General features: G+C 39.3%; 16 protein-coding genes and 1 pseudogene. 6 read left to right on the forward strand and 11 right to left on the reverse strand.

Annotated elements, in window-relative coordinates:
- Positions 1–9: 9 nt before the first annotated feature.
- Positions 10–903 carry a phosphogluconate dehydrogenase (NAD(+)-dependent, decarboxylating) gene (gnd, locus tag MN204_RS00575; RefSeq protein WP_249869125.1) on the reverse strand — a complete coding sequence of 298 codons (894 nt, stop codon included), beginning with the start codon at positions 901–903 and terminating at the stop codon, positions 10–12.
- Positions 904–1,187: 284 nt separating this feature from the next.
- Between gnd and MN204_RS00580 the strand changes: the two genes are divergently transcribed.
- Positions 1,188–2,045, forward strand: a complete 858-nt coding sequence (locus MN204_RS00580; RefSeq protein WP_249869126.1) for a MurR/RpiR family transcriptional regulator — start codon at positions 1,188–1,190, stop codon at positions 2,043–2,045.
- 201 nt (positions 2,046–2,246) lie between these two features.
- Here the strand turns inward: MN204_RS00580 and MN204_RS00585 are convergent, their stop codons facing one another.
- Positions 2,247–2,519: a hypothetical protein gene (locus MN204_RS00585; RefSeq protein WP_249869127.1), complete on the reverse strand. Its 273-nt coding sequence runs from the start codon at positions 2,517–2,519 to the stop codon at positions 2,247–2,249.
- Positions 2,520–3,139: 620 nt separating this feature from the next.
- On the opposite strand from MN204_RS00585, the gene MN204_RS00590 reads away from it, so the two are divergent.
- Entirely contained in the window at positions 3,140–3,607 is a 468-nt protein-coding gene (locus tag MN204_RS00590; protein ID WP_249869128.1) for a hypothetical protein, read from the forward strand.
- Between the two features lie 352 nt (positions 3,608–3,959).
- Here MN204_RS00590 and lacZ read toward each other — a convergent pair whose 3' ends face one another.
- Positions 3,960–7,115: a beta-galactosidase, LacZ type gene (lacZ, locus tag MN204_RS00595; RefSeq protein ID WP_249869129.1), complete on the reverse strand. Its 3,156-nt coding sequence runs from the start codon at positions 7,113–7,115 to the stop codon at positions 3,960–3,962.
- Between the two features lie 206 nt (positions 7,116–7,321).
- Here lacZ and MN204_RS00600 point away from each other — a divergent pair, with 206 nt between their 5' ends.
- Genes MN204_RS00600 through MN204_RS00615 form a run of 4 tightly spaced genes read left to right on the forward strand, consistent with a single transcriptional unit; the run spans position 7,322 to position 12,009 of the window.
- Positions 7,322–8,503: a galactokinase gene (locus MN204_RS00600; RefSeq protein ID WP_249869130.1), complete on the forward strand. Its 1,182-nt coding sequence runs from the start codon at positions 7,322–7,324 to the stop codon at positions 8,501–8,503.
- A gap of 1 nt (position 8,504) precedes the next feature.
- Positions 8,505–9,500: a UDP-glucose 4-epimerase GalE gene (gene galE / locus MN204_RS00605; protein ID WP_249869131.1), complete on the forward strand. Its 996-nt coding sequence runs from the start codon at positions 8,505–8,507 to the stop codon at positions 9,498–9,500.
- 2 nt (positions 9,501–9,502) lie between these two features.
- A complete protein-coding gene (locus MN204_RS00610; protein WP_249869132.1) occupies positions 9,503–10,996 on the forward strand; it encodes a UDP-glucose--hexose-1-phosphate uridylyltransferase in 1,494 nt (497 codons plus the stop codon).
- Positions 10,993–12,009: an aldose epimerase family protein gene (locus MN204_RS00615; RefSeq protein WP_249869133.1), complete on the forward strand. Its 1,017-nt coding sequence runs from the start codon at positions 10,993–10,995 to the stop codon at positions 12,007–12,009. Before MN204_RS00610 ends, MN204_RS00615 begins: the two co-directional genes overlap by 4 nt.
- A 52-nt stretch (positions 12,010–12,061) precedes the next feature.
- Here the strand turns inward: MN204_RS00615 and MN204_RS00620 are convergent, their stop codons facing one another.
- The 8 genes and pseudogenes from MN204_RS00620 to MN204_RS00655 all read right to left on the reverse strand — a co-directional run bounded on the left by MN204_RS00620 (position 12,062) and on the right by MN204_RS00655 (position 19,128).
- A complete protein-coding gene (locus MN204_RS00620) occupies positions 12,062–13,222 on the reverse strand; it encodes an ROK family transcriptional regulator (protein WP_249869134.1) in 1,161 nt (386 codons plus the stop codon).
- An 87-nt stretch (positions 13,223–13,309) separates the two neighbouring features.
- Positions 13,310–14,137 (reverse strand): carbohydrate ABC transporter permease, encoded by an 828-nt coding sequence (locus MN204_RS00625; RefSeq protein WP_249869135.1) that lies wholly within the window; start codon positions 14,135–14,137, stop codon positions 13,310–13,312.
- On the reverse strand, positions 14,134–15,006 hold the full coding sequence (locus tag MN204_RS00630; RefSeq protein WP_249869136.1) for a carbohydrate ABC transporter permease: 873 nt from the start codon (positions 15,004–15,006) through the stop codon (positions 14,134–14,136). Before MN204_RS00630 ends, MN204_RS00625 begins: the two co-directional genes overlap by 4 nt.
- A gap of 72 nt (positions 15,007–15,078) precedes the next feature.
- Positions 15,079–16,368, reverse strand: a complete 1,290-nt coding sequence (locus MN204_RS00635; RefSeq protein ID WP_249869137.1) for an ABC transporter substrate-binding protein — start codon at positions 16,366–16,368, stop codon at positions 15,079–15,081.
- A 639-nt stretch (positions 16,369–17,007) separates the two neighbouring features.
- Positions 17,008–17,130, reverse strand: a pseudogene (locus MN204_RS00640) (4-hydroxythreonine-4-phosphate dehydrogenase PdxA); the annotation flags it as partial.
- Positions 17,108–17,353 (reverse strand): transposase, encoded by a 246-nt coding sequence (locus tag MN204_RS00645; protein ID WP_249869138.1) that lies wholly within the window; start codon positions 17,351–17,353, stop codon positions 17,108–17,110. The gene MN204_RS00645 and the pseudogene MN204_RS00640, both read right to left, overlap by 23 nt.
- A 237-nt stretch (positions 17,354–17,590) precedes the next feature.
- Positions 17,591–18,451, reverse strand: a complete 861-nt coding sequence (gene fba / locus MN204_RS00650; protein ID WP_249869139.1) for a class II fructose-1,6-bisphosphate aldolase — start codon at positions 18,449–18,451, stop codon at positions 17,591–17,593.
- A 161-nt stretch (positions 18,452–18,612) separates the two neighbouring features.
- Positions 18,613–19,128: a type 1 glutamine amidotransferase domain-containing protein gene (locus MN204_RS00655; protein ID WP_249869140.1), complete on the reverse strand. Its 516-nt coding sequence runs from the start codon at positions 19,126–19,128 to the stop codon at positions 18,613–18,615.
- Positions 19,129–19,146 lie beyond the last annotated feature (18 nt).

The raw sequence follows: 19,146 nt of genomic DNA on the forward strand, positions 1-19,146 counted from the left end.
TAGATTGTCCTATTTTTCTACAGCATGTCCGCCAAATTGATTGCGTAATGCTGCTACTACTTTACCGCTAAATGTATCTGTCTCCAATGAACGATTTCGCATCATTAATGATAAGGCAATCACTGGTGCTGCCACTTTTAAATCCAATGCCGTTTCCACGGTCCACTTCCCTTCGCCAGAAGCATGCATGACACCTTTTATGCCATCTAGTCGAGCATCCTTTGAAAATGCATCTTCCATTAATTCCATTAACCATGAACGGATAACCGAACCATTATTCCAGACCTTTGCCACCTGTTCATAATCATAATCAAACTCACTTTTTTCGAGAATATCGAACCCTTCCGCAATGGCTTGCATCATACCATATTCAATTCCATTATGAATCATTTTTAAAAAGTGACCGCTTCCTGATTCTCCAGTGTAAAGGTAACCGTTTTCAATGCATGTGTCAGAAAATAGTTTCTCAACATACTTGAATGCGCCTTCATCTCCGCCAATCATCGCACAAGCTCCATTTCTTGCACCTTCCATGCCACCACTTGTACCAACATCTAAGTATTGGATACCTTTTTCTTCAAGCTGCTGTGCACGTTTTATTGTATCTTTGTAGTTCGAATTTCCTCCATCGATAAGAATATCGCCTGCTTGCATTTCTGGCATCAATTCGGTTATGACTTTTTCTGTTGGCTCTCCGGCGGGAACCATCATCCAAACAATCCTTGGTGATTCCAGATGATAGATTACATCTGGAAGAGTAGCAGCAGTAGAAGCACCATATTCCTTTGCTGCTTGCATCGATGATTTCGACAAATCAGATGCAACTACTTCATGGCCATGATCAATTAAATTATAGGTTAAGTTTAATCCCATTTTTCCTAAACCTATCATTGCTAGTTTCATAGGCTTATCCCCCATTATTCAAAATTTGTATATACAAGTTATCCTATACATCCATATCATAGTCGAAAATTATTTCCTGTGCAAGCGTTTTCCGTAAAATATTTTTTTATTTGTAATCGCTTTTAGAAAACTTGGCATACGCCTAGCTTTTGGGCGAATGCCTTAGTTGCACTTATGCAAGTAAGAAAGATTATACTTTCTTACTTGCTAAAAAAATCTTTCCTTTTTAATTTGTTTCATATTATGATAGCAATAGGAATTTGAAATAGGCGGGTGGTCCATATATGTCTGTAGGAGAGATGAAACATTGTCTCATGCGAATTCGTTCCAGTTATAATTCGTTTAATGAGACCGAGCAGAAAATTGCAAATTATATTCTAAACCAACCACACCGGATAGTGCATGGTACTATTAATGAGGTTGCTGATGAGATAGGCATTGCAGTCTCCACTGTTTTTCGATTTTGTCAGAAAATTGGCTTTAAAGGATATCAAGCAATGAAAATAGTCCTAGCTACGGAATTGGTCGAACCGATTAAAGATATTCATGAGAAGATTTTAGAAACGGATAATGAGGTCGCTGTTGCCGAAAAAGTTTTTCATGCTAATATAACTACATTGGAGCAAACGTTAAAATTGCTGGATAAACAAGCCATCGAAAAAGCTGTCGACCTTATTCACTCCGCTAGATTAGTAGAATTGTTTGGTTGTGGTGGTTCAAATGTAATTGCCCAGGATGCATATCATAAATTAATTCGCACAGGGATTTCTGTTAATAAGCAGATTGATACACATATGCAGATGATGGCCGCTTCACAGCTGGGCGAAGGGGATTTGGGTATACTTATTTCCCATTCAGGAGCAACAAGAGATATACTTGATATTTTAGAAGTTCTAAACGAAAATAATGTCCAGACAATAGCGATTACTAATTTTGCAAAATCACCTTTAAGTGAATTGGCAGATGTAGTTTTATCAACTGTATCCGAAGAAACAGACTTCCGATCTGAAGCACTCGCATCTCGGATTGCACAGCTAAGTATTATTGATGCCATTTATGTAAACGTTTTAGTCAAGCAGAAGCATCATGGTAAATCGGCATTAAATCGAGTACGAAAGGCAATCTCTAGCAAAAGAATTTAATGGTCGGCTTCTTAAAGATGCTTAGTCCATGATGACCACTTTGCACAAGTAGGAAAAACTGTGAAGGATAGGTTACGGTGGAGGGTTAATGACGTCGCATTTATTAGAAAACTTGGTTGTTACCGAGCCTTTCGGTGACAGCCTTAGTTGCACTTATGCAGATTGGAAAGTTTTATCTATCCTATCTGCCAATAAAGACATTTATTTAGTAGTGAACTCATTTAATTCTTGTAGCGTGATAAAACCAATTTTATAATAATTATTCCATGTTTCATTATCAAGATTAACTGAGTTTTCTTTGTAAAAAGTTTTTGCTACATCCAACTGCTGTTTATGAAGTACCAATGTAGGATTAGTTGGAGTTGACATGTTCATTTCGCTTACCAATTCTTTCGAGAAATCTTCCTTTAATTCATAAATTTTATCATCGTCAAAAGTGACGTATATCGTATATTTTTCAAATGGTATTTTCATTATATTTTTCTCCTTTTAATCTATTTAAGTGTTGCGAAATAAGAATCATTTAACAGTGTAACATAAGGGATCTGTCAAACCCCTTTTGTTACACTGTTCACGTACAAAAGACAGGCTCCTCCTTCTATTCCCATATGTTGTATTTCATTAGCATATATCGTTGCCAATATTAAAATCTCAAAACTAAAAAATCTAATGGTTTAAGTGAGCATCTCCAATTTCTGAGGATGAAAATGGAATGCTAGAATTTAAATTTGAAATCTTTTAGATAAAAAAGACAAAATGGCTCTAACACTCAGTCTCAGGAATCTCCGCATTCTCCTTGTCACAAATTTTTCAAACTCATATTCCTTTATATGTTGTACAAAAAAGACTGAATGAGGAAAGATTGAGAGCCAGTATGTGAATGATTGAACCTGTAGTAGTGAGAAGGGATTACTCTTTTCTCCTTATTTTGTGTAGTAATTGAGCTTGAATATATTAGACTGCAATACGTGTATTATATTACATATCTGCTATCAAGAGTGTCAGGCCCTACATAACGGAACCGGAAACATTAATAAACTCGCTTTGTTTACCATATCCTTTTATATGCAGTTTTATTGAAAGGAAGATAAACTTTGAGGAAGCGACCTAATTCAAAATTTATTTTGCTCACTACTTTTGTCATCGCTGTGGGTATTGTCATTTTCGTTTTTCCATTGACATTGTTTTCTCCAAGCCAGCAAGCCAAAAATATAGTGAATGCGTTTTATACCTATGAACAGGAGGCTGCTTTTACGGAATCCTGGGAGTTATTACATCCCCTCATGCAAGAGAGATGGAGTAAAACGGCTTACATAACAGATCGCGCACATGTTTTTATGGGACATTTTGGCGTGGAAACCTTTGAGTTTGCAGTTGAGGATGTTGGGATGGTAGACAGTTGGAAAATGACGGAGGATTCACCAGTTTTAAAGGATGTTTATATATTTAATGTGGTGCAAACATATGAAGGGAAATATGGGAAATTCCACTTTTCGCAGGCTGTGTATGTTGTTGAAACAGAGGATTCTTGGAGAATCTTGTGGGATTATAGTGGAGGGTAGGGAAATGGGACTTGAATTAGTAATGATTGTTTTCATTTACTTTGCCACGTCCTTATACTTCTAACAGGGTACACCTCCTTAAGGAAGCAAAAGAACCGTCCCCATGCTTCTTAGAAACAACCTAGAATAAAATAGACTGAGTGCTACTAACACTCAGCCAAAGAAACTACATGCCGCATGAAGAGCGGTGACCAGAATAGTTGGTTAAGTTTTAAAAAGTAACCTTTCCTAACCTTTGATCAGGCGAGGGAAGGTTACTTTTTTCTTGTTTCTTTGACGATTCGCACAACTAGTGCAAGTACTTTTACTAGAACTATACTCGATGTGAGTGCAATGATAATTGCTTCATATATTACATAGTCATTTTCGACAAATCATTTGGAGAGATTTCACTTTTTGAATACCCGCTGAAATGAAAAACAAAATGGAAATCATCATTTGCTAATTCATATTTTCCCTGTACAGCTGGTCCACAGCTCGCTGAACCAAGACCATTCTGTTGATGGTCAATATTTAGTACGATAAAATCTTGCTCTACTAAATCTGTCCGATGACGCGCATTCTCCAGATTCTCGGTCGTATACGGTTGGGCACTGAAATTGAATAAATCGCCAATCGCTAATAATCCAGCCCCTGATTGACCTGTCAGAGATACCCAATTCACATCGGTGCGATTACCGTTTTCCTGTGGAACCACATATGGTGTAAATAACTCTTTAACAGGTTTAGACCAAACTCCGAATCGATTGGCCATCTTACTGTCTGCATACGATTCACCAGGTCCGCGTCCATACCAGTCAACTTGATCAAACGATTTTTTCAAATACATTTGCAGTCCAATTTTCGGTAAGGTAATCGAACCCTTCCCAAACTTTTTACCATCCACTTTTAGTGTTATGATTCCCGTGTTCGCCACTTGGTACGTAAATGTTGTTTTAAATCCCCAGTTAAGCCCTGGTGGGGAAATTTCCTTATTTACGGTAATTACCACGGAGTCTTTTTCTTTAGAAAGCTTATAGTTAAAATCAACCAAACGTTGGTGTAGCATGTGTACACGATGCGTTTTCCATTCTTTTTCTTCACTCCGTGTATTAAATTCTTCCTGACCTATTCGATCATTATCGGTTGGTGCCCTCCAGAAATTAATCGTAGGTCCCTTTTCAAGAATTTCTAATTCATGATACTTCCAAGAATCAATTTCCCCATTCGTTTGATTAAATATTACCTGGAAGGTTTCTCCCATTATAAGCAACTGATTCGTTTCTTTCACCGTTTCAAGAGTTAAACGGGAATTTGTATTTACTCGTAACGAAGATGACTCCTCATTATGTTCCAATGACACAGGAATTAAGAACTGCTCCCATGCTACTTCATGTCCGGCCTTAGCCCATTTTGTATCATTTTTTTCTGTTAGTCTTACAGTCAACCAATAATCTGTTTTCTTTTTAGCAGCCACTGAAAGAGGAAGTTCTATATCCCGGTAGGTTCCAGCTTCTATTACTGGAAGATCTATTGTACCAGTACTCTCCAATTCACCGTCTGCATAAATGGACCAAGAGCCTGCTAAATGACGTAAATCTGAAAAATCATATCGGTTTTGAATTCGAATCATTCCCTGTTCAAGATTGACAGCCTCCATTTTTATTGGTTCAATCACTTTCTTATACTCCACCAATGCCGGTGATGGTGTTTGGTCGGGCATGACCATTCCATCAATGACAAAATTAGAGTCATTTGGTATATCCCCAAAGTCTCCACCATATGCAAAATATTCCTCACCTTCAGGAGTGTATCTACGTATACCGTGATCAATCCATTCCCAAACAAAACCACCTTGTAAGCGATCATGCTTGTAGAATGTTTCAAAGTATTCTTTAAATCCACCCGGTCCATTCCCCATCGCATGGCCGAATTCACATAAAATATGCGGCTGTTCTAAATCCGTTCTTTCTCCCCACTTGTCGATGAGTTCCACCGAACTATACATGGTAGAAAACATATCCGCCGCCACATTTAATTCTTGAGGTTCATTATTAGACGTTGTCATAATGGCACGCGTTTCACCCTCATAATGGATTAACCTCGTGTCATCTCTTTGTTTCGTCCATTCTGACATTTTAATTAGATTCTGACCAAAACCAGATTCATTTCCCAAGGACCAAATAATGATGGATGGATGATTCTTATCACGCTCAACCATCCGTTTCATTCGATCTAAGTATGCATCTTCCCAATCAGGGTCGTCACTTAATTGATCGATATTTCCAATTAAAGAAAACCCATGAGTTTCCAAATCGGCCTCATCAATGACATATAAACCGTATTCATCACACAAATCATAAAATCGTGGGTCATTTGTATAATGAGCTGTCCGAACCGCATTAATATTATGTTGTTTCATCAACTCTATATCTTTTCTCATCCAATCAATCGGAACTGCTCGACCTAAATCAGGATGATGTTCATGGCGATTGACACCTTTAAATAGAATTGGCACTCCATTCACTTGAATAAGTCCATCTTTTAACTCTACCTGCCTGAACCCTACTTTTGTTGGTATCACTTCTAGTACGTTATCATTCCCATCTTTAAACAGGATGAGCAAATGATAAAGATATGGTGTTTCCGCTGTCCATTTCTTTGGCGATGTTAATGGAATACTTGCAGATAGATGGATCTTCTCCTTATCCAGTACACCATCTAAACGATCCCCAGTTATGAACTGGTAAGTGGAATCTAATAATTGATACTCTATACGGTAAGAAGATGAATCTTTCAATTGCGAGTGGATCTCTGTATCTACTTGTAGTACTGCATTCTCGTAATTTTCGTCAAAAGTAGTTTTTACAAAGTAATCATATACATGGATTTCAGGTTTTCGTATCAAATAAACGTCACGGAAGATTCCACTTAACCACCACATATCTTGGTCTTCAATGTAGCTTCCAACCGACCATTGATACACGCGGATCGAGATGGTATTTTCTCCCGCCCGGAGGAATGAAGTGACATCAAATTCAGAAGCCAAGCGGCTGCCTGTGCTGTACCCGACAAATTGCCCGTTTACCCACACATGAAACGCGCTGTCCACCCCTTCAAAACGAAGAATCGTGAAATCGTTCAGCAGCTCTTCTGTGACATAAAACGCTCTGCGGTAGGACCCAGTCGGATTTTCACTTGGGATGTGTGGCGGATCTACCGGAAAAGGATATGAAACATTAGTGTAATGTGGTTTTCCATAGCCATTCATTTGCCAATTCGATGGAACCGGAAAATCGTCCCACGCACGCACATCATAATCATCTTCATAAAAACTCTCAGGGGCTGTCTCTGGCGTTGCGGCATAATGGAATTTCCATTGTCCATTCAATAGTTGGAACCCATTCGCATTGCTTCGTTGGTACGTAAGTGCATCTTGTTCATTCGAATAAGCCATAAAATAGGATCGTTCTTTTAATCGATTCTTTTCTAAGACGGATAATTGTTGAAAATCATTTTGATAAGACATAATAACCTCCACTAATCTATTTAGTAAATATTTTAATGAAAACGCCAACATTTCTATCTATTTCTTATCACCCCTATTGCTTAACTAAAAAAATAATAGTACACTAATATTAACTTAATTAAATTAATTAATAAAGATTGGGTGTATTAGTATTGTACTATCAAATGAACGAATTATCAATACTTTATCCATCTCAGGAGGTCAATATGAAAACGAAACAGGAATTAAACAACGCATTTCAATCGATTTTCCAAACGAACCGCACGCCACGAACCTTCTTCGCTCCAGGACGGATTAACCTAATAGGCGAACACACCGATTATAACGGCGGATACGTCTTCCCTGCCGCTATTTCCTATGGCACCTATGCCCTGGGGGCTAAACGAGAAGATCAAACGTTACGATTTTACTCGATGAATTTTCCGGAAAAAGGCATCATTGAGTGTGACCTGGCCAATTTATCTTTTAATGATGCGCATGACTGGGCCAATTATCCAAAAGGAATCTTCCTTTATGTAATGGAAGCCGGGTTTAACCTCTCCCATGGTGCAGATATCCTGTATTACGGAAATATCCCAAATGGGGCTGGCCTCTCTTCTTCCGCATCAATTGAACTGGCAACGGGCGTATTAGTGGAAGGACTCTATGAGAAAACAATCGATCGGATAGATATGATTAAACTCGGCCAAAAAGTAGAAAATCACTACATCGGCGTCAACAGCGGGATTATGGATCAATTTGCAGTTGGGATGGGGAAAGAAAATCATGCCATGTTATTAAACTGTAACACCCTGGAGTATAGCTATGCCCCCGTAAATTTGAACGATCACGTCGTTATGATTATCAACACGAATAAGGAAAGAAAGTTATCCCAAACAAAATATAATGAACGCCGTGCGGAATGCGAAGCGGCACTGACGAATTTACAGCAAGCATTAAAGATTGACAGTTTAGGAGAGTTGACAAAGGAAGAATTTGAGGCGAACAAGCATTTCATTACCAATTCAACGCATCAGAAACGTGCGAAACATGTCGTTTATGAAAACACTCGTACCCTACAAGCATTTGATGAATTACAACAAGGGAACTTGGAAGCCTTTGCCCAGTTATTGAATGAATCCCATATTTCATTAAGGGATGATTATGAAGTAACCGGAGCAGAACTGGATACGATTGCTGAAACTGCTTGGAGTCTGGATGGTGTACTGGGCGCACGCATGGTTGGTGCCGGATTTGGAGGATGTGCAATCGCCATCGTGGAAAAGGAAAAAACCGAGAACTTCAAAGAACAGATCAATAAGATTTATAAAGAAAAGATTGGCTATGAAGCGACATTCTATACCGTTGCAATTGGCGATGGGGCGAAAGAAATAATAGAGGAGGTTTAATATGAGTGTAATAGTTTTAGGCGGAGCTGGTTATATCGGTTCACATGCAGTCTATCAATTAATTGACCAAGGGGAAAACGTCGTTGTCGTTGATAACTTAACAACAGGCCACCGCAGTGCTGTCCACCCCGAAGCAACGTTTTACGAAGGGGATTTACGTGACATTGATTTTATCCGTTCCATTTTCAAGAAAGAAAAAATCGATGCAGTGATTCATTTTGCAGCAAACTCGCTTGTTGGAGAATCAATGGAAAAACCACTCCAATACTTCGACAATAACGTGTATGGAACACAAGTTTTGTTGCAGGCGATGATCGAAGCAGATGTGAAATATATCGTCTTCTCTTCCACTGCAGCGACATATGGGGAACAAGAAACCGTACCGATTACGGAAACGATGCCAACGAACCCCACCAATACGTATGGAGAAACAAAACTGACCATGGAAAAAATGATGAAATGGACCGAACAAGCCCATGAGATCAACTATGTTTCATTACGTTATTTCAACGTTGCCGGGGCAAGAGAGACAGCAGAAATCGGGGAAGATCACCGACCCGAAACACATCTGGTACCAATCATTTTACAGACGGCATTGACTCAGCGAGAGCACATCACGATTTTCGGTGAAGATTATGACACGCCTGACGGTACTTGTATTCGAGATTATGTACATGTCGAAGATCTGATTGATGCCCATCTGTTAGCCTTAGAGTATCTCAGAGACAATGGGAAAAGTGATGTCTTCAACCTCGGCAGCAATCAAGGGTTTTCAGTGAAAGAAATGATCGAAACCGCCCGCAACGTAACTGGCAAAGAAATTCCCGCGAAAATCGGAGAACGCCGGGCAGGAGATCCAAGTATCTTAATTGCAAGCTCGGAAAAAGCAAAACGCATCCTTGGCTGGAACCCAACACGCACAGCGATCACGAAAATTATGGAAGATGCTTGGAACTGGCATTCTACGCATCCAACCGGATACGGAAAGGAAGATTAATCATGGTATATGAACAGATTGAAGGGCTGATCCAACAAGCAGTAAAGGCGGAATTGATCGAGACTGCTGATATTCGTTACATCCGGAACCAAGTTATCCATCTATTAAGATTAGAAATCTTCCCAGAAACAGTAGAAAATCCAGCGGTCGATACGATTCCGAATATCCTGGAATCCATCATTTCCTATGCCATTGAACAGGGAGTGATTGAAGATGTCTTTGATGAGAAGGAAATCCTAGCCGCTAATATCATGAACTGTTTTATTGCCAGACCATCTGTGATTAATGAGACGTTCTACGAGAAATATAAGACCTCCCCTGAACAAGCAACAGACTATTTTTATAACCTAAGTAAACATAGCAACTATATCCAAATGAATCGCATTGCGAAAAATATTTCTTTCAAAGCAAAATCTTCGTATGGTGAATTGGATATTACCATTAACCTATCCAAACCGGAAAAAGACCCGGAACAGATCAAGCGAGAACAGACGATGAAACGAGACCTGAACTATCCAAAATGCCTGCTCTGCGCGGAAAATGAAGGATATGCAGGCAGAACCGGATATCCGGCAAGAGCCAATCACCGGATCATCAAGGTTCCTCTTTTAGAAGATAACTGGTATTTGCAATATTCTCCATATGTTTACTATAACGAGCATAGTATTTTGCTCTCTGAAGAACACCGAGACATGATGATTGATCGGGATGCTTTCGAACGACTGCTTACCTTTACAGATAAATTCCCGCATTACTTTATTGGCTCCAATGCAGACTTGCCTATCGTCGGCGGGTCGATTTTGAGTCATGATCATTATCAAGCTGGGAGATATGAATTTGCGATGATGAAAGCAGCGGATGCATTTCCGTTTCAGCTGGATGATTTCCCAGAAGTGGCCGCATCTGTTGTGAAATGGCCGATGTCGGTGATTCGTCTGAAAGGGGGAAAAATAGCGGACCTCGTGAATGCAGCTGATCATGTATTAACTACATGGCGCAATTATTCTGACCCGGATGCCGATATCATCGCATTCACTGGGGATACCCCACATAATACAATTACACCAATTGCGACATTCCGTGGAGGGGAATTCGAGCTTTATCTTGTCTTGCGCAATAATCGCACATCGAAAGAACATCCGCTTGGAATTTTCCATCCTCATGCCGATGTGCACCATATTAAAAAGGAAAACATTGGCTTAATCGAAGTAATGGGACTGGCCGTATTACCCCCTCGATTAATAGATGAATTACATGAGATACAAAATTCCTTGCTAAGAAAGACAAGCAAGCTCCCAGAACACCATAAAAGCTGGGCACATCAATTACAAGAAAAATATCATCACCTATCAAATGAAAAAGAAGCCGAAGAGATTCTAAAGGAAGAACTCGGACAAAAATTTGTGAAAATATTAGAAGATGCCGGTGTGATCAAAGAGCGTATAGCTTTTGAGCGATTTATCGACACGTTGAATAAGCAGGTGACAAACGAATGAAGATAGAGAAAAAAGAGATTTTCGGGGAATGGGAGGAATTCACGCTAACCAATGATCAGAACATGTCCGTTAGTGTATTGAACTATGGCGGCATCATTACAAAGATCCTTGTTCCCGACCGAAATGAAAAAGTAGAAAACGTGGTTCTCGGTTATAAAAATTACCAGGATTACCAAGAAAACCCCAATTACTTTGGTGCAATCATCGGCAGAGTTGCTGGAAGAATTCGAGACGCCGCTTTTGAGATAGATGGAAAAGCCTATTCCTTACAAGCAAATGATGGGAAAAACCATCTGCATGGCGGACCTGCCGGATTACATCAAGTCGTTTGGGAAGCAACCCCTTTTGAAACAAACGAAACGATTGGTGTCACCCTTAGCCATCAATCTGAAGAGGGTGGCGGATACCCAGGGAACTTGGAAATTACAGTTACCTATACGTTGACCAATGATAATCAGTTACATCTCGAATATACAGCTGGAAGTGATAAAACGACACCACTTGCACTGACCAATCACACCTATTTCAATTTATGTGGGAATTTGAAGGATACGGTACAGGACCACTTCCTGACAATGAACAGCAGCAGTGTCGCAGAATTAGACGCGGAACTTATTCCAACTGGAAACATAACAAATGTAGAAGGAACACGGTTTGAATTCCGTCATGAACGGGTGCTTGGTGAGAGCTTTAATGGAAAATATAATGGTTACGACCATTATTTTATTTTTGACGAAGGTCCTAATGAAGTACAAGTTGAGCTGAAAGAACCGACCAGCGGGCGCGTGCTTACCGTTCGCACCAATCAGCCAGGAATGGTGATGTACACGGCCAACGATTTGGAATCCGGTCAGAAATTGAGAGAGGGTGAAACGAGGAAACACCTTGGAGTTTGCTTTGAAACAAAAGGTACGCCTGCTTCTTTGCACCATCAAGGTTTTCCTTGTATCCTATTACATCCTGGAGAGACGTACAAACAGCATACGGTGTTTACGTTTCAAATCGATCAATAACAAAAATAGCAGTTAACCTTTTCACTCGAGGGTTAACTGCTTTTTCTATCTATTATTGAAACAACTCCACCAAGAGAAGCGAAACCGCTCCAAGTACTGTCGCATCATCACCGAGACGGGAGACGGTAACCGCCGTTTTCTTAGCCTCTGCGGTTAATGCGCGTTGTTCAATCGTTTGATAAATCTTCGGAAAAGTAAATTCCTCACTCTTCATTACTCCACCGCCGAGCACAATTCTGCTCGGGTTGACTAAATGAATGAGATTCGTTAAACCAATCCCGATGATTTCTCCTGTTTCGCGCAAAAATTGAACCGCTGTCTCATCACCGTTCTTGGCCAACTGATAGATTTCTTCACCGGTCAACACTTGTTCCAGGTTCAACTGTTTTTTGTATCGTTCCGCAATCGCTTGTCCGCTGACATATGCTTGCAAACAACCAGGGTTCCCGCATTCACAAAGCTCACCATGCAGATCAATGGACATATGCCCAAATTCTCCGGCAATATCCTGTGCCCCATGATATAAATTCCCATTGATTACAAGGCCGGCACCAACACCACTGCCGATATTCACGGCAACCATACTATCTACGTCGCCATTGCCGCCAAACCACGATTCACCCAGCGCCATGGCACGGGCATCGTTTTCCACTCTTACGATCAAATCGAAATGTTCTTCTAATGTTGCTTTAATGGGAATATTTCTTAAGTCCAAATTTGGAGCAACCAAGGAAACTCCCTTTTTCACATCAACAACCCCATGCATTGCGATACCTATTCCTATGATTTTTTCATGGTCGCCACCAGCAGCATGGATTATAGCATCAACTTTTTCTATTAATATGGAAAGAAATTCCTCATTCGTTAATGGCTTGGTTAAAATATAGGATGATGACCGCTCTAATATTTTTCCAGTTAAGTCGGTTAACACGCAATCCACAGTCCCAGGACCAGCGTCAATTCCAATCACATAGAAAGCGTTGCTGTTAATCTGGAGCATCTTTGGCTTGCGTCCACCACTTGACTCACCAAGATCACTCTCTTTAACTATCCCCTCTTTCATCAGTTCCCTCACAATGCTGCTTACCGTTGGGGGCGTTAATTTGGTATCCTTCGCAATTTGAGCTCTGGAGGTTGGTTCAGCTGTTCGAATTTTATTTAAAACTATCGATTTATTGACTGATTTCATTAATTGAAACGAACCACGTTCCATACGTATCCCTCGTTTATCTCATTAATAACTGTCTATTTCTCCTATTTAATACAATAATCTACAACTCTAAAAGATTCAAGGAATGACTTACCCCTTCACGGATCCCGTCATTCCTTCTACAAAGTATCGTTGCAAGAGGAAGAATACGAGTGCGGTCGGTATCGTACCAATCACAATCGCCGTATAAATCACGCCGTAGTCCGGTGTATATCCGGAACCTAAATTCGAAATCAATAGTGGGATTGTCTGATTCTCTGGCGATTGAATGATTACTAACGGCCATAAGTAATTATTCCAGTTGTTCATAAAGGAAATAATACCTGCCGCAGCTAACGTATTCTTCATGGATGGCAAATAAATCCTGAAAAATATACCAATCTCACTCAACCCATCAATTCTTCCAGCTTCGATTAAATCTTTCGTGAACATCTTTGTGTTTTGTCTAAAGAAGAATACGAAAAATGCTGTCGTTACATACGGCAGAATAACCGCATATAAGGTATCCACTCCAATGGCCGGAAATACTTGAGAAATATTCCCAAACAATCGAAATAAAGGTACCATTAAGGCTGCAAACGGTATCATCATAGAAAGGAGTAAAATCGTAAACACAATGTCTTTCCCTTTACTTTGGTACACTTCAAATCCATACCCCGCAAGAGAAGATATCACTAAACACAATACTGTAGCAATAATAGCAATAAAAAATGAATTGAACAACGCAGAACCAACACTATAATTTTCAAAGAGATTGCTTAAATTCTCAAAAATGTGCGTTCCTGGCATTAAACTTCCTTGGGTAATGTCAACCGATTTATTCGTCATACTGATCAACATCCACAGAAACGGAAACAGAGAGACGAGTGCCGCAACACTTAAAATCAAATAGATAAAGAAAACCTTCAATTTATTCACTTTCTATCACCACCCAGTCTAAATTGAATCATGGAGAAGATAATGGTCAGAATCACAATGACAAACGAAACAGCTGCTGCATAGCCAAAGTCTGGTGTGTACTCAAAGGAAAGATTATAAATATACTGTGAAATTGTTAAGGTTTCATTTCCTGGACCACCTCGGGTGATGTTCATTGGCTCATCAAACAATTGAAGCGTTCCAATGGTAGATGTAATGGCCGTAAAGAGAATAATCGGCTTTAACATTGGAATTGTAATATAGAAAAATTGTTGGAAGGAATTGGCTCCATCCATTTTTGCCGCCTCATAAACCGAATGGTCCACATTTTGCAACGCAGCTAAATAAAAAATCATATTATAACCGGTCCAACGCCACGTAATCGCAATAATGATAAGTACTTTCGCCCAAAACGGATCCATTAACCATTCGATTGGTTCGGAAATCAAAGACAGATTCAATAAAAATTTATTAATGATTCCATCCGTAGAAAATAAGTATTTAAAGATAACCGAATAGGCTACAAGTGAAATAACAGCCGGTAAAAAGATAGCCGTTCTAAAGAAAGCTTTAAACTTCAAATTAGGATTATTCAGCAATACCGAGAAAAACATGGCAAGGAGAATCATCACCGGAACTTGAACAATTAAGTAGATAAACGTATTTCTGATCGCAGTCAATGCCACCGGATCGTTGAACAAACGGATGTAATTATCCAATCCGACAAATTCCAAATTCAAGCCCATACCCGATCGAAACGATAGGATAAGTGCTTGCAGCATCGGATAAAAATAAAATAACGAGATGAAAATAACAGCAATGAGGATAAATAACCAACCTATTATACTTTTACTGCTTCCAAGCTTCATTTTGTCCACTCCAAACGTTGATATAGCCTTGGATACTCGAGGTACACAAAACAATATTTATTTCGCTTTCCTTTAATTAATTAATCGACCTTCTGCTTGTTTCTGGGCATCATGTAACGCATCGTCTAAACTTTTACCGTCTTTATATTTCTGGATCTCGCCAATGAGAATATCCATGATTGCGTACGTATGCATGCCATAGTTAACACTTGGAATTTCTTCCATCCATGTGATAAAGTCAGCAATGATTGGTTGACCTCCGAAAAAATCATCACTCTGCTGGAACGCCTCTCCATCCAGCGCTGGTAAATACGTACCAATTGCTCCGATTTCTGTAACTAAATCTTGATAGAGGTCCTCATTGGAACCAAAGGTACTCGCTAAAAATTCTGCTGCCTTCTCTTTACCAGGTATATTTAATACATAGAAAGAACTTCCGCCTTGGTTGGAGGCATTCACTGCACCCTCAACGGGTAATCGTGGAATTGGCACAATGGTCCATTTCCCAGCTTGTGATTCCTCTGCTTTAATATTTGGAGTCATCCAGTTGCCTACCGCCACGCTTACTACTGATCCACTATTAAAGGCAGCAACTCTGGAACTCCAATCCGTATTGATATGTGCGATTCCTTCTTCTTGCAGTGCATTATAGATGCGCACCGCCTCTCTTACCGCTTCATTATCACTAATATCAGCCGTTCTACCGTCTTCTTCAGTGAACCAGACACCAGCTGTTTGAATCATATGTCTCAAATCGTCCGGATCATTTGGATTAACCGAAATCATATATTTCCCACTCTTCTCTTTGATGTCCTTACCAATTTCGATGAACTCATCCCAGGTGATATTCGTTAAATCCTCTGGCGTGTACCCCGCATCTTCTAAGTAATCGGTCCGCAAATATAAACCAGTCACACCTGTGTCAAATGGGACTCCAAATTGGCCACCATCAAAGCTTGTCGGCTCCTTTTTATAATCGGCAAAATCATCGATATTAAAATACTCAGATAAGTCATAAAAGGCATCTGGATATGCTTGTAAAAAGCTTTGAGCTCGGTAATCTTCAATTAAAACAATATTTGGCATCCCATTCATCGTACCAGAGCTTAACCCTGTATTTAATCGTTGAACAATGTCTTTTTGACCATTTTCTATTATTTGTAACTGAAAACCTTCATTTTCTTGAGTATAATACTCTTCCGCTAACTTTAGAGCTGCCACATTAAATAATGGATCCCAAGCCCAAGCAGTAATAACATCTGCATCTGAACTTCCCTCGCCATTGGTATGTTCTCCTGATGAGCAAGCTGATACAAACAAGATTAACAACCCAATAGTAATTGCTATCATCCACTTCTTCACTATTTCCCCTCCTAATTAATGGTTATATAAATAGTTAATATGTAATATGCTTATCATGAAATTTTACTGAAAAAACACCTCCCTAAATTTAAAATGAAGCAAGAAATCTACTTTCTATCAGCGCCATAGTAAACGCTTTCCTAAATATGCATCATAATTTCCATCAAATAAATGTTTCTTAATTAAATTAATTAAGTTTAATATTACAAAATGTTTTTAATAATGTCAATAGGATAGTTTATATTTATATTATTTTTTATGAAGGAAGAAAATTAGATTCATAGCATTATATATTTTAACAATAGGAAAGGCAAAATCACTTAATGAGTGAACAGAAATTATCTCAGAGTAGCCATTAACCTTTACTATTACTTTATTTTTACGCTTTCTTGCTATTTAGTGTTTAGTCTAATATTTCATATAGCTGTATATTTGAGTCAGAAAAGCACTTTATTGACGGATTAATTATCAAATATAAACTTTTGAAGGAAATTAGACAACAGGGCTCGTAGTTAAAAAAACAAAGCCAAGGAGTGAAATGGATGATGGCAGCATGCTCTCGTCTCATGTGGAGCGTTCGTTCCTTATTTAGACCTAAAAAGGAAGCATGAGAATCACCCATGCTTCCTACACTAATCTTTACTTTTCTGGTGCCAGTTCAATTGCTTGGCGCAGTGCTTCGAGCATGCTTCTTTCGTCAACGATGCCTTTTCCTGCGATGTCGAATGCAGTTCCATGATCAACACTTGTTCTCGTGGTGGGGGTCAGGCACCTGGATTTTCTCACGCTTTTTATGCTCACTTGGCGTAATATAATCTAGCTTCTCCGCCTTCAGTCTTTGTTTCTTCCGATATTTACTCACCCATTTGGCCATGGTTTTATAAGGGACGTCCATTTCTCTTGATATCTCTGAAGCTTTCTTTCCTTCGTCTACAACTAACTTTGAAATATATTCCTTAAATTCATCATTATAACTTCTTGGCATAGGACACGCTCCATTTTATTTAGTTTATTATGAATTCTCTCCTATACGTGTCCAATTATAAGTCTAACTCTACACTGCCTCCACTCGGGAGACAGAACTGCAAAGACGGGAGAGCGCTAGCACCACTCGGGAGAAATCCCCTGCCATTCGGGAGAGCACTACCTCCAATCACTTCAACCCGCCCTAACCTCACTATTTCCAATAACTAATACAGATGGAATACTTATACCACTTGCTTTAAGTTGCTTTTCCATATGACCCAAATAATCTAATCTTCATTTTAATCATTTCTTTAACAGCCAGTCTTCCCTCTCTTATATAATGAGCTGCATCATACATTTCATAATGTTCATCTAATAGCTGGCGAACTCTCTTTGTGAAGGCTAGATGATTATCCGCATTAACATTAAATTTGGCAGTTCCAGATAAAATCGCCTGTTTGATTTGTTCTGGATAAAGACCAGAAGCGCCGTGCAATACTAATGGAATTTGAATAGACTCACTAATCTCCTTCATTTTCTTAAAATCGACTTTTGGTTCCCCTTTATATGGTCCATGGGCGGATCCGAGTGCGGGGGCTAAACTATCAATATTCGTTAATGCAACCAACTGTTTACATTCATCTATGTCTGCGTAAACCGGGGTATCAGAAATAACATCCCCTTCTTTCCCACCGATACTTCCCAATTCTGCTTCTACTGTAACCCCTAATTTATGTGCATAGTCTACTACCTCTTTCGTTGTCTTAACATTTTCATCAAACGGTAACTTTGAGGCATCAATCATCACAGAGGAAAAACCGGCATCCATAGCAGATTTACAGTTTTCCACACTTGATCCATGATCTAAGTGTAGAGCAACTGGGACAGTGATTGCTTTCTCTTTCATAAGAGATTCCACAAGTTCTTTGGCAACTGTAAAACCACCAAAATAATCAATCGCTTCTTCGGTGACACCTAGAATAACAGGTGAATTCAATTCTTCGGCAGCCTCTAAAACCGATTGGACCCATTCTAAGTTGTGAACATCAAAATGGCCAACTGCATAATTTTCTTTTAATGCCTTGTCTAACATATCTTTGACCGAAACCAACCCCATGTAAAATTACCTCCTAGGATATTCTCGCTAATAGAAAAGCTTGAGTGTCACCACCCCTTAGCAACCAGCTTTCATTGCATTTAACAGCAAGAAATTCTTTTTGCTTCTATCTATATGTTGCTGATTCTTTTGCGAGCACCATTGTTTTAAATGATGCTATATTACAATCCACTAATTTGCGATAAAATTTCTCGAATAAAAGCAGGTTCATCTTTTGGAGTTCTTGCAGTAATAATATTTTTGCTCACAACAACTTCTTCATCAACGTATTCTGCTCCACCATTTATAACATCGTCCCGTATCCCTTTAAAGCAGGTCAGTGTCTTGTCACGAATAACATCAGCACTAATCATTACCTGAGGACCATGGCATATCCCTGCTATTATTTTTGATTTCATATTTAGATCCTTAACGAAATTCAACGTGTCTTCATTTACACGTAATACTTCTGGAGCTCCTCCTCCCGGTATGACTACTGCATCAAATTCATGCTCTAAGGCTTCAGCACTTGACATCTCGCTATAATAAGAAACCGTATTATGCTTTCCTATACATAAATTATCTTCTTTATTACCTACTATGGTTACTTCGTGCCCAGCCTTCTTTATTGCTTCATAAGGATTTCTCATCTCAGAATCTTCAAAATCAGATGCTAATAAAAATGCTACTTTTGCCATTTTTACCCCTCCATGCTT

This window comes from Oceanobacillus saliphilus (genome assembly GCF_023522835.1).
Lineage (GTDB): Bacteria > Bacillota > Bacilli > Bacillales > Amphibacillaceae > Oceanobacillus > Oceanobacillus saliphilus.

Coding starts and splice junctions, on each gene's coding strand:
- MN204_RS00645 (WP_249869138.1), bottom strand. CDS start 17,353: ATGCCAAGAAGTTATAATGATGAATTTAAGGAATATATTTCAAAGTTA.
- MN204_RS00615 (WP_249869133.1), top strand. CDS start 10,993: ATGAAGATAGAGAAAAAAGAGATTTTCGGGGAATGGGAGGAATTCACG.
- galE (WP_249869131.1), top strand. CDS start 8,505: ATGAGTGTAATAGTTTTAGGCGGAGCTGGTTATATCGGTTCACATGCA.
- MN204_RS00585 (WP_249869127.1), bottom strand. CDS start 2,519: ATGAAAATACCATTTGAAAAATATACGATATACGTCACTTTTGACGAT.
- MN204_RS00600 (WP_249869130.1), top strand. CDS start 7,322: ATGAAAACGAAACAGGAATTAAACAACGCATTTCAATCGATTTTCCAA.
- MN204_RS00655 (WP_249869140.1), bottom strand. CDS start 19,128: ATGGCAAAAGTAGCATTTTTATTAGCATCTGATTTTGAAGATTCTGAG.
- MN204_RS00630 (WP_249869136.1), bottom strand. CDS start 15,006: ATGAAGCTTGGAAGCAGTAAAAGTATAATAGGTTGGTTATTTATCCTC.
- MN204_RS00620 (WP_249869134.1), bottom strand. CDS start 13,222: ATGGAACGTGGTTCGTTTCAATTAATGAAATCAGTCAATAAATCGATA.
- fba (WP_249869139.1), bottom strand. CDS start 18,451: ATGGGGTTGGTTTCGGTCAAAGATATGTTAGACAAGGCATTAAAAGAA.
- lacZ (WP_249869129.1), bottom strand. CDS start 7,115: ATGTCTTATCAAAATGATTTTCAACAATTATCCGTCTTAGAAAAGAAT.
- MN204_RS00610 (WP_249869132.1), top strand. CDS start 9,503: ATGGTATATGAACAGATTGAAGGGCTGATCCAACAAGCAGTAAAGGCG.
- MN204_RS00580 (WP_249869126.1), top strand. CDS start 1,188: ATGTCTGTAGGAGAGATGAAACATTGTCTCATGCGAATTCGTTCCAGT.
- gnd (WP_249869125.1), bottom strand. CDS start 903: ATGAAACTAGCAATGATAGGTTTAGGAAAAATGGGATTAAACTTAACC.